The organism is Actinomycetospora succinea (genome assembly GCF_004363095.1).
Lineage (GTDB): Bacteria > Actinomycetota > Actinomycetes > Mycobacteriales > Pseudonocardiaceae > Actinomycetospora > Actinomycetospora succinea.
On record NZ_SNYO01000009.1, the window covers coordinates 238,669 to 248,979 of the forward strand.

Sequence of the window (10,311 nt, forward strand, 5' to 3'; positions counted from 1 at the left end):
TCACCCCACCGGGGTGGGCAGGCCTCCGTGAGCTCCCTGGGCCCCGCGGAGGAACCGGGCCGTGCGCGGTGAGTCTGCCAACGCCGCGGCCAGCGCGTCGAGGGCCGGCGCGACCTCGTTCGTCCGCAGGCCGGCCGGGATCGTCACGGTGCCCACCCACTGCACGAACCCGTCGAAGAGGGCCGGGTCGTCGACGAACACGGCGGCGGCGAGGAAGTCGACGAGGTGACCGAGGTCGTCGGCGAGCTCCTCGGAGACCTCCCCCGCGCCGGGGCGGACGGCCGCCGCGGCCAGCGCCACGAGCTCGGCGCGGCGGGCGTGCAGCACCGCCTGCTCCTCGCGGCCCGCGCGGTCGCCCGGCGTCCCCGGCGCGACGGCCTCGTCGGCGAACCACGGCCCGTCGGGGTGGGCGGCGAGCACGGCCGCCGCGGCCCGGGCGTCGGGCGCCCAGCCGTCGGCGCCCACGGCGCGCGCCCAGCGCCCGTCGGCGCCGAACGCGGGCCCGCCCGCGAGCACCGGGGTGCCCGTGGCCGCGCAGGCCTCGACCATCCGCCGGGCCGCGGGCAGCCGGGAGGGCAGCGAGCTGGAGATCGCGACGACGTCCGGTCCGACGCGGTGCACGTGGGTGGCGAGCTGCGCGGCCGGCACCGAGGCGCCGAGGAACTCGACCGCCCAGCCGTGCCGGGCGAGGACCTCGGCGAGCAGGCGCGCGGGCAGCCCGTGCCACTCGCCGTCGAGGCACGCGACCGCGACGGTGCCGACGCCCGTCGGCGCGGGAGCGGGCGAGTGCACGGCGACGGCGGCGACGACGCGCTCGCTGATGTGGGTGGCGACGTGCTCCTGCACGACGGTCCACTCCCCCGCCGCCCAGCGGTCGCCGACCTCGCGCTGGGCGCCGGCGACGACGTCGAGCAGGACGGTCTCGGGGTCGACGCCGGCGTCGATCGCCTCCAGGGCGACCGCGACCGCGCCGGGCTCGTCGGCGGCGGCGAGCCGCTCGAGGTAGGCCTCGCGGAGGGTGCCGGGGTCGGTGCTCGCGGTGGGTGGGGACGCGGTCGTCACGCCTCACTCCTCGGTGCGGGGTCCGGGGACACCGGCGGCGCTTGGATCGCCAGCATCGCGACGTCGTCGTGGTCGTGGCCGTCGAGCCACGAGACGACGGTCTGTTCGAGGTGCTCGCAGAGCACGGCGGCGGGCGTGCCGGCGCAGCGCGGGAGGACCGCCGCGAGCCGCTCCTCGCCGAAGAAGTCGCCGGGGCCGCGGGCCTCGACCACGCCGTCGCTGTAGAGCAGGCAGGTGTCGCCCGGCCCGAGCAGCACCTCGGCCTCGGCGAAGCGGGCCTCGCGGATCCCGCCGACGAGCATCCCGGACATCTCGACGGCCTCGACCTCGCCGTTCGCGCGCAGGACCAGCGGCGGCGGGTGCCCGCCCGCGGCCAGGCGCAGCGCGACCGAGCCGTCGCCGGTGGGGCGGGCGTCGCCGAGGACCATCGTCGCGAAGCGCGGGCTCTCGTCGCGGGTGGCGACGGCGTCGAGCAGGGCGGTGTTGAGCAGCGGCAGCACCCGGCCCGGGCGGTCCTCGACCAGGCGCAGCGCGTGCCACGACTGGCGTACGCGCCCGGAGAGGACCGCGGCCTCGATGCCCTTGCCGCAGACGTCGCCGAGCAGGAACGCCGCGGGCGCGTCCGGGGTCTTGCCCCCGACGACCTCGTAGAAGTCGCCGCCGACGCGCATGGTCTCGCGGGCGGGGCGGTAGGCCGCACCCCACACGACGCCGGGGGTCTCGGGCAGGCGGGGCGCGGCCAGGCTCTCCTGCAGCACCGCGCCGAGGTGGGCCTGCTCCTCGTGCAGCGCGGCCGCCGCGAGCGCGGTGCCGGCGCGGGCGACGTAGGAGGTGAGCAGGTCCTCCTCGACGGTGGCGAGCGCGTCGTCGCCGTCGGCGGAGCCCTCGACGCTGCGCGGGTCGGCGAGCACCACGACGGCCTCGACCACCCCGGTGATCGGCACCGGGCAGGCGCGCACGGGGCCGGTGGGGGCCTCGAGGCCGGTGAGGGTGGCGAGCTCCCCGGCGAGCCAGGGGCCGGCGGCCGCGTCGCCCGCGAGGGCGGCGGCCAGGGCCGGGACGCGAGGGAGGTCGGCGGTGGCCAGGCGGCCCAGGCGGGGGCGCCCGCCGCCGAGCTCGGCGCAGGCCCAGATGACGGTGTCGTCGTGGCGCACGACGAGCGTCGCGCCGGCGGCGAGGCGGGGCACGGCGAGCGCGACGACGCGGCGGGCGGTGCGGTCGAGGTGCAGGACGCCGTGCAGCGCGCGCCCGGCCTCGGCGAGGAAGGCGGCGCGCTCCTGGGCGGCCAGCAGGGTGTCGGTGCGCGCGTGCTCGCCGGTGACGTCGCGCAGGTACCAGGTGGTGTCGCCGTCCGCGGGCTCCGGCGGCGGGGTCGTGCCGAGACCGGCGCCGCGGCGTCCGCGCAGGTGGCGCTCGCCGCCGGGGTGGTCGACGACGACCTCGAAGCCCTCGGGGACGCCGTCGCGCACGGCGCGGGCCAGGACGTCGCAGCGGGCGACGTCGACGACCTCGCCGACACGCAGGCCGGGCAGCAGCGCGCGGGCGGCGGGGTTGGCGGCGCGGACGACACCGCCGCGGTCGCAGACGACCACGCCCTCCTCGAAGCCCTCGAGCAGTGCGGGTCCGTCGGGCGGCGGGGGCGTGACCGGGAGAGCGGGCGACGAGGCCTCGACAGCACGGGTCGCGTCACGCGTCGGGGCGCCGTGGCGTCCCTCCATGGCCGTCCCCTCCCTTCGTGACGGTCGCGGTCACCCTAGTCGACCATCGTCGTCACCAGCCCGGCGCGACCCGCGCCGCACGGTGAGCCGTCGGTGATCGCGGACGAGCGGTGGGTGCCGTGGGGTCGCCGGTCCCCGTCCCCCGAACGGGTGGGGTGACGCGACGCCCCCGGACGGGTACCGGGCCGCCATGAGCATCACCCTCGAGCAGGCCCAGAGCATCGTGTCCGCCGCCCTCGCGCACGCCCGCGCGCAGGGGTTCAAGCCGCTGACGGTGGCGGTGCTCGACCCGGGCGGCGCGCTGGTGGCACTGGGCCGCGAGGACGGGTCGGGCTTCCTGCGCCCGGACGTCGCGACGGCCAAGGCCTACGGCGTGCTCGCGCTCGGGATGGACAGCCGGGCGATCGCGGCGCGGGCGGCCGACTCGGCGGAGTTCTTCACCTCGGTGTCGTCCCTGGCCGGCGGCAAGGTGTTCTCGGTGCCGGGCGGCGTGTTCGTGCACGACGACGCGGGGACGCTGCTCGGCGCGGCCGGTGCCAGCGGTGACGCATCGCTGGCCGACGAGGAGGCCGTCGTCGCCGGCATCCGCGCCGCCGGCCTGACCCCGCGGACGGGCGCGGAGTAGGTACGTGCGTGATCTTCTGAGCCATAGCTCAGAAGATCACGCACGTGGGGGTCAGGGCTGGATGATCGTGCCGAGGTCGCGGGCGAGGGCGGCGTCGTGGACGTCGGCGGCGAGGGCCACGTCGAGCACGCCCATCCCGAACGGGTTCGACAGGATGACGTCGGTGTCCCGCGCCCGCCCCGGGTGGGCGCCGGCGACGACGTCGGCCAGCGACGCGTCCACGGTGCGCGCCCCGTCGCGGCTCTCCCCCGGCGGCGCGAGCGTGCCCTCGCGCAGCATCCGCCCGAGCAGGCGGCGGTCGTCGGCGGCGATCAGGTCCCAGTCGTCGATGACCACCAGGTCCGCGCCCGCCACGACCTCGGGCAGCACGTCGTCCAGCGACACGTGCGCGACCAGCGCGCCCGGCGCGAGCCAGTCCAGCGCGATGTAGCCGGTGGTCGTCGTGGTGGTGCAGACGACGAGGCCCGCGCCCTCGACGGCGTCGCGCGGCTCGTCGGCGACGTCGGCGCGGTGCAGGGCGGCGAACGCCCGGGCGCGGGCGGGGTCGAGGTCGTAGACGACGGTCGAGGCGTCGGGGTACTCCGCGCCGAGCAGGTCGAGGTGGGTCTCGGCGAGCGCCCCGGTCCCGAGCACCGCGATCCGGTCGACGCGCGGCGCGGCGAGCAGGCGCGCGGACAGCACGGTGTAGGCGGCGGTGCGGGTCGCCGAGATCCAGGCGGCCTCGAGCATGGCGATCGGCCGCGCGGTGTCCGGGTCGAAGAGGAACGTCCAGCCCTGGGCGCGCGGCATGCCCCGCGCGGGGTTGTCGAGGCTCGAGTTGATCACCTTGAGACCGACCGCCGGCCGCTCGCCCCACACCGCCCCGGGCAGCGCGAGACTGCGCGCGAACACCCCGGACGACGGCGTGTGCCAGGGCAGGTAGGCCTCGTCGGGCAGGGTCGTCGCGCCGCGGGCGTGGGCGAGCAACGTGGCCTGCACGCACGCCACGGGGTCGACGTCGGTGGCGGCGGCCAGCACGTCCTCGCGGCGCAGGATGCGCAGGGCCGGCTCGGCACTCGGGGTGGTCACGGCGGACGATCCTTCCACTCGGGGTGAGGTGCCGTCAGCTCCCGAATGCGCTGGTTGAGCCGGTCGACGCAGCGTGCACGCGGCCGTCCGGGCGGTTTCTTCCCGTTTGTGGGCGCGTCGCGGCGTCGACCGGGCACAGTGCGTCACGTCGTGGAGGAGGTGACGGGTCGGTGACGGGTGGCGGGCACCATCGCGGGCGTGTCACCGGCGTGCCCGGGGGCGCGCACTGGTGGGGTGGCCGGGGTCCGTCGGGCGGCGGGACGCACGCCGCGCCCGGGGGTCGCCGCAGCCGCGTGCCGATGGTGCTCGGGCTGCTCGCCGTCCTCGTCGTGGGCGGTGCCGCGGTCGCCGTGGCGCTGACCCGGGGCTCGTCGGAGATCCCGCAGACCCCGCCGGCGCCCGCCGCCTCGGCCGGCTCGGCCGCCCCCGCCGGGTCCCCGCGTCCCGCCGGTCGGACCGGCCCCGACACCGTCGTCCTCCAGGGCACCATCGACGAGGTCCTCGCCGCCGCTCCCCTGCGCTTCGCCGCCGACAGCGCGACGCCCGTGCCCGAGGCCGCCGGCGGCGTGTCCCGCGTGGCGGCCGTGCTCCGGGCCTCCCCCGGCCCGCCGGTGACCGTCGAGGGCCACACCGCCCCGGCCGGCGAGGACGTCGGCGACGCGCAGGCGCTCTCGCAGCAGCGCGCCGAGGAGGTCGTGCGCCGGCTCGAGGCGGCCGGGGTGCCCGCCGGCAGCCTCACCGCCGTCGGCGTCGGGCCCGCCCGTCCGCTCGCCAGCCTCGAGGCCAGCCGCCGCGTGGAGATCCGCGTCGGCTAGACGCCCGGGGCGGCGCCGAGGTTTGTCCAGCTCCCGTTTCACCCACTTCGTACGTCGCGCCGACGAGCGATCGCGCCGACCCACGGAGGATCGATGAGCCAGGACACGAGCAGGGACAGTGGGAGCGCCGGGGGCGACCAGGACCCGGATGCCGGTCACGAGGGCGGTCCCATCACGCTGACGCTCGGCAACCAGGAGCTCGTGCTGCGGCAGCGCTACGAGCTGCTGAGCATCATCAACGACATCGGGATCTTCGTCTTCTTCACCGTCGGCAGCGTCGCCTTCTACTGGCACGACCTGTTCAACCTCGGGGTGACGCTGTTCGTCGTCGGCAGCGTGATGCTCGGCATCCGGCCCACCATCCGGCTCTTCCGCCGCGTCCAGCTCCGCAGCCTGACCCGCGGCACGCCGCATGAGGTGGCGCGGGACTTCTGACCCACACGTGAGCGAAATTCCCGGCTATAGCCGGGAATTTCGCTCACATAACCCCGATCGGCTCAGCGCCGGGCCTCTCGTCGTCGAGCTCGTGGTGGCGGACGGCGGCGCGGCCCCGACGGTTTCGGGCGGGCGGCAGCGGATATGCCACGGGTGCCGGGTTGAGCAGCTCAGCCCCTTCGTTCCCGGCCGCCAGGCGGCCGTTTCCCCGTCCGGACACCGCGGTGCTCCCGCGGCGTCCCGACGCGTCCCCGATCACCAGGGAGCCTTCCGTGAGCACGCGCAACACCGTTCTGCACGCCATGCACGACGTCGGTCTCGCCGCCTGGTTCGGCGGCTCGCTGTTCGGCCTCTCCGGCCTCAACGGCGCGGCCGAGGAGGCCGGTGACCGCCGGACCGCCGACCGCGTGGCGAGCATCGGCTGGGCCAAGTGGGGCCCGGTCAACGCCGCCGCGATCGGTGCCCACCTCATCGGCGGCGCCGGCCTGCTGGCGGAGAACCGCAAGCGCGCCGTGGCCCAGAAGGGCCACGCCGGCACCGTCAACGCCAAGCTCGCGCTGACCGCCGTCGCCCTCGGCGCGTCGGTCTACACCCGCCTCGTCGGCAAGAAGGTCGAGGACGCGGTGGTCCACCAGGCCAGCGGCGTGTCGTCGTCGACGACGACGCTGATGTCCGACGCCACCACCCAGCAGGGCGGCGCCACCGCGACCGGCGAGACCGTCCGCGAGGCCGACAAGCGCATCGGGCAGGCGACCAGCACCGTCGCCGAGCAGCTGCCGGTCGACGCCGCCCGCGTCAACCGCCAGCTCCACGCCCTCCAGTACGCTGTCCCGGCGCTGACCGGCGCCCTCGTCGTGCTCTCGGCGCAGGCCGCCGAGCAGCAGCGTCCCGGGGACCAGGTCCGCGGCATCGCCCGCCGCGCGAGCGAGGTCGTCGGCAACCTCGCGGCGTGATCCCTCCGCGCCCCAACCGGCCGGTACCGCCCCGCGGTGCCGGCCGGTGGTGTGTGTCAGCCCGGCCGGACGACGGCCTTGATGGCGTCCGGGTCGCGGCGCGCCGCCAGCAGCGCGTCGACCGCGCCGTCGAGGTCGTGATGCGAGGTCACCATGGCGTCGAGCCGCACCGCCCCGGAGGCCGCCATCGCGATCGCGGCCGGGTAGACGTGGGCGTAGCGGAACGTCCCCTTGACCACGAGCTCGCGGCCCTGCACGACGTCCAGCGGCAGCGTCACCTGCGCGCCGGTCCCGACGAGGACGACGGTCGCGGCCGGCGCGGTCGCGGCGATCGCGAGATCGACCGCCGCCTGGACGCCGGTGCACTCGAGGACGACGTCGACGGGCTCGATCTCGACGTCGCCGCCCGGGTCGACCACCGCGTCCGCCCCGAACGCCAGCGCCACCTCGCGGCGCTTCGCCACCGGGTCCGACAGCGTCACCCGCGCCGCGCCCCGCGCCCGCGCCACCTGCAGGCACAGCAGCCCGACCGGCCCGCCGCCGCTGACGAACACCCGCGTGCCGGGGCCGATGTCGGCCTTGCCCGCCGCGTGCACGGCCACCGCGAGCGGCTCGATCATCGCGGCGGCGTCGTCGGACAGCGCGTCCGGCACCGGGTGCGCCCGCCCCGCGGGCACCGTCACGTACTGCGCGAACGACCCGTCCACCGGCGGCGTCGCGAAGAACGAGATCCACGGGCACAGGTGGTAGCGCCCCTGCGCGCACTGCTCGCAGCGCCCGCAGTTGCGCTGCGGCTCGACGGCGACGCGCGTGCCGACGGCGGGTGCCTCGACGCCCTCGCCGACCGCGCTGACCACCCCGGACGTCTCGTGCCCGAGCACCAGCGGCCCGTGCATGACGAAGCCGCCGATGCGCCCGTGGTCGTAGTAGTGCACGTCCGAGCCGCAGACGCTGACCGCCCGCACCGCGACCTGCACGTCACCCGGACCGGGCTCCGGCACCGGCCGGGTCTCGACGGTGATGCGCTCGGGCTCCTGGAGCACGGCCACCCGCTGCTCGGCGCTCATGGGGCCTCCCTCTCCGCTACGTGACTGCGGACCGGATCCTCCGCGCCGGGGTGAAGATGCGCAGGTCGAGCATGCCCGGCGGGTCGGCGATCCCGGGCCCACCGGCGTCGATCCAGGCGGTCAGCTCCTCCTCGGTGTCCGCGTCGAGCACGCCGAACAGCCACACCGGCCGCGCTCCGGCGGCCCGCCCGGCCTTCGACGGCGACACGACCACGACGTTCGAATAGGCGCACGCGTCGAGGCAGTCGCTGACGCGCGTCGGGGCGGCGGCCCGGAAACGGGCGAGCTGCGCCGCGTGGTCGACGCCGGGGTGCTTGCGCGTGGTGCCGCAGCAGCAGTCGCGGCAGACGGTGAGGGTGGGTCCTTTCGGCATCGCCCGCGACGCTATCCCGGGCGGATCACCGCCACACCGAGGTGAGACACGCGAGACGTCCCCCGGCCGTGCCGGCCTGGCCGTGCGCGGTCGCCGTCGTCTCCTTCTCGTGCACCACCACCGACTCCGGCGCCCGGTCGGTGAACGCGAACGGCACGGTCGTCGTCGCCGACCCGGCGCCGGTCGCGTCGGTGCGCAGGTCGAGCCAGACCTCGTCGCGCGGGTTGGCGTAGGCGGGGTCGGACGACGGCGTCTGCGGCGTCGCGGCCGGGTCGATCCGGTCCTGGTAGTGCGGGCCGGCGTCGGCGCCGGTGGGCCCGCACGGCCGGACGTGGGCGTGCACGGCGTACCCGCGGTCCGGGACCATCCCCTCGACACGCAGGGTCGCCGTCGTCGCGCCGCGGTGGGGGGTCACCTCGAGGACGAGGCGCGCGCCGTCGGGGGCGGCGGACGGGTCGTACGTCACCGCGGGCCCGGCGGCGGCGAGCACGCCCTGGGTGACGAGCGGGTTCGCCGCGGCCGCGGGCGGCCCGGAGCAGGAGGCGACGAGGGCGGCCCCGCCGAGGAGGAGCGCGAGGCGGACGGGCGGGCGCGGCACGGGCGCATCCTGGCAGCTCGGGCACCCCCGGTCGTCGATCGATGACACGGCGTGTCGTGCTCCGACGCGGTTACCGTGGTCCCACCGAGACGAGGGGGTCCGCGCACCGATGAGCACCGCCGCCGCACCGTCCACGGCCGTCGTCAGCGGGCTGATGACGACCCTGCCCGCCGGGCGGGTGATCGACGACCCCGACGTGCTCGCGAGCTACGCCCACGACGACGCCGAGTGGGCGCCGCACGCGGTCCCGCTGGCCGTGGTGCGCCCGCGCACGGCCGCCGAGGTCCAGGACGTGGTGCGCGCCTGCCTCGACCACCGGACGCCGCTGGTGCCGCGTGGCGCGGGCACCGGCCTGTCCGGCGGCGCCAACGCCACCGAGGGCAGCGTGGTGATCTCCACCGAGCACATGACCGAGGTGCTCGAGATCGACGGCGCCGAGCGGCTCGCGGTCGTGCAGCCCGGGGTGGTCAACGACGACCTGCGCGCGGTCTGCGCCGAGCAGGGCCTCTGGTACCCGCCGGACCCGGCGAGCTCGCCCTGGTCGACGATCGGCGGCAACGTCGCCACCAACGCCGGCGGGCTGTGCTGCGTCAAGTACGGCGTCACCCGCGACTACGTGCTCGGCGTGCAGATCGTCAACGGGCTCGGCGAGCTGGTCCGGCTCGGGCGGCGCACCGCCAAGGGCGTCGCCGGGCTCGACCTCGCCGGGCTGATGGTCGGCTCCGAGGGCACGCTCGGCGTGATCACCGAGGTGACCGTGAAGCTGCGGCCGGCCCGCGCCCCCGAGCACACGGTGGCCGGCTACTTCGACTCCGTCGTCGACGCCGGGCGCGCCGTCGCCGCGATCACCGCCGCGGGGCTCACGCCGTCGGCGCTCGAGCTCGTCGACCGCACGTGCCTCGAGGCCGTCGACGCCTGGAAGAACATGGGCCTCGCCGCCGAGGCGGACGTCGTGCTGCTCGGGCGCTCCGACGCGCCGGGCGCGGCCGGGGACGCCGAGGCCGGCGAGATGCTGCGCCACTTCGAGGCGGCCGGGGCGACGTTCGCCGCGCAGGCCGCCGACGCCGAGGAGGCCGAGGCGCTGTTCGCCGCGCGCCGCCTGGCCTACCCGGCGCTGGAGCGGCTGGGCCCGGTGCTCACCGAGGACGTGTGCGTGCCGCGCGCCGCGGTGCCGGAGATGCTCGGGCGCATCCAGGAGATCGGGCGGCGCCACGGGACGACGATCGCCAACATCGCCCACGCCGGCGACGGCAACCTGCACCCGCTGCTCATCACGCCGATCGGTGACGAGCCGGCCCGCCGCCGCGCCCAGGAGGCGTTCGAGGAGATCCTCACCGACGCCCTGGCGCTCGGCGGCACGGTCACCGGCGAGCACGGCGTCGGCCTGCTCAAGCGCCACGGGCTGGAGCGCGAACAGGCGCCCGAGGTGCTGGCGATGCAGCGCGCGGTCAAGGCGGCCCTGGACCCGCACGGGATCCTCAACCCCGGCAAGGTGGTCTAGGTGTCGTGACCCAGCACGTTGTCAGCTCGCGAGTCGGGTGATTGGTGGCCGGCCGCCGAGGGCGGAGTGGGCTCGGCGAGTGTTGTAGTTGGTAAC

11 protein-coding genes are annotated in these 10,311 nt (G+C 76.6%); 5 read left to right on the forward strand and 6 right to left on the reverse strand.

Translation table 11 applies throughout. From position 1 onward, the window contains the following. Both EV188_RS25220 and EV188_RS25225 read right to left on the reverse strand, forming a co-directional pair. Positions 1-1,062, reverse strand: coding sequence for a cobalamin B12-binding domain-containing protein (locus EV188_RS25220; RefSeq protein WP_133829073.1), 1,062 nt, complete (start codon positions 1,060-1,062; stop codon positions 1-3). Beyond that, the gene (locus EV188_RS25225) at positions 1,059-2,780 is read right to left on the reverse strand and encodes a PP2C family protein-serine/threonine phosphatase (protein ID WP_133829074.1); all 1,722 of its coding nucleotides are present in this window, start codon (positions 2,778-2,780) and stop codon (positions 1,059-1,061) included. The genes EV188_RS25220 and EV188_RS25225 overlap by 4 nt, the downstream gene beginning before the upstream one ends. 190 nt (positions 2,781-2,970) lie before the next feature. On the opposite strand from EV188_RS25225, the gene EV188_RS25230 reads away from it, so the two are divergent. After that, positions 2,971-3,405 carry a GlcG/HbpS family heme-binding protein gene (locus EV188_RS25230; RefSeq protein WP_133829075.1) on the forward strand — a complete coding sequence of 145 codons (435 nt, stop codon included), beginning with the start codon at positions 2,971-2,973 and terminating at the stop codon, positions 3,403-3,405. A 51-nt stretch (positions 3,406-3,456) separates the two neighbouring features. On the opposite strand, the gene EV188_RS25235 is transcribed toward EV188_RS25230, so the two are convergent. Then, entirely contained in the window at positions 3,457-4,473 is a 1,017-nt protein-coding gene (locus tag EV188_RS25235; RefSeq protein ID WP_208114368.1) for an ornithine cyclodeaminase family protein, read from the reverse strand. Positions 4,474-4,643: 170 nt separating this feature from the next. Between EV188_RS25235 and EV188_RS25240 the strand changes: the two genes are divergently transcribed. From EV188_RS25240 to EV188_RS25250, 3 genes are all read left to right on the forward strand, one after another. Further along, positions 4,644-5,288 (forward strand): OmpA family protein, encoded by a 645-nt coding sequence (locus EV188_RS25240; protein WP_133829076.1) that lies wholly within the window; start codon positions 4,644-4,646, stop codon positions 5,286-5,288. Between the two features lie 93 nt (positions 5,289-5,381). Beyond that, positions 5,382-5,723, forward strand: a complete 342-nt coding sequence (locus EV188_RS25245) for a YrhK family protein (protein WP_133829077.1) — start codon at positions 5,382-5,384, stop codon at positions 5,721-5,723. A gap of 272 nt (positions 5,724-5,995) precedes the next feature. Continuing rightward, entirely contained in the window at positions 5,996-6,676 is a 681-nt protein-coding gene (locus EV188_RS25250; protein WP_133829078.1) for a hypothetical protein, read from the forward strand. A 56-nt stretch (positions 6,677-6,732) separates the two neighbouring features. Here EV188_RS25250 and EV188_RS25255 read toward each other — a convergent pair whose 3' ends face one another. Genes EV188_RS25255 through EV188_RS25265 form a run of 3 tightly spaced genes read right to left on the reverse strand, consistent with a single transcriptional unit; the run spans position 6,733 to position 8,714 of the window. Beyond that, on the reverse strand, positions 6,733-7,743 hold the full coding sequence (locus EV188_RS25255; protein ID WP_133829079.1) for an NAD(P)-dependent alcohol dehydrogenase: 1,011 nt from the start codon (positions 7,741-7,743) through the stop codon (positions 6,733-6,735). A 16-nt stretch (positions 7,744-7,759) separates the two neighbouring features. Continuing rightward, positions 7,760-8,116 carry a hypothetical protein gene (locus tag EV188_RS25260; protein ID WP_133829080.1) on the reverse strand — a complete coding sequence of 119 codons (357 nt, stop codon included), beginning with the start codon at positions 8,114-8,116 and terminating at the stop codon, positions 7,760-7,762. Positions 8,117-8,141: 25 nt separating this feature from the next. After that, positions 8,142-8,714, reverse strand: coding sequence for a superoxide dismutase family protein (locus EV188_RS25265; RefSeq protein WP_133829081.1), 573 nt, complete (start codon positions 8,712-8,714; stop codon positions 8,142-8,144). Between the two features lie 109 nt (positions 8,715-8,823). On the opposite strand from EV188_RS25265, the gene EV188_RS25270 reads away from it, so the two are divergent. Continuing rightward, complete coding sequence (locus EV188_RS25270) at positions 8,824-10,215, forward strand: FAD-binding oxidoreductase (RefSeq protein ID WP_133829082.1); 1,392 nt, start codon at positions 8,824-8,826, stop codon at positions 10,213-10,215. Positions 10,216-10,311: the final 96 nt, after the last annotated feature.

Bases quoted from the DNA above. Each gene is read 5' to 3' on its own strand.
- EV188_RS25225 (WP_133829074.1), bottom strand. From the start codon at position 2,780: ATGGAGGGACGCCACGGCGCCCCGACGCGTGACGCGACCCGTGCTGTC.
- EV188_RS25230 (WP_133829075.1), top strand. From the start codon at position 2,971: ATGAGCATCACCCTCGAGCAGGCCCAGAGCATCGTGTCCGCCGCCCTC.
- EV188_RS25245 (WP_133829077.1), top strand. From the start codon at position 5,382: ATGAGCCAGGACACGAGCAGGGACAGTGGGAGCGCCGGGGGCGACCAG.
- EV188_RS25255 (WP_133829079.1), bottom strand. From the start codon at position 7,743: ATGAGCGCCGAGCAGCGGGTGGCCGTGCTCCAGGAGCCCGAGCGCATC.
- EV188_RS25260 (WP_133829080.1), bottom strand. From the start codon at position 8,116: ATGCCGAAAGGACCCACCCTCACCGTCTGCCGCGACTGCTGCTGCGGC.
- EV188_RS25270 (WP_133829082.1), top strand. From the start codon at position 8,824: ATGAGCACCGCCGCCGCACCGTCCACGGCCGTCGTCAGCGGGCTGATG.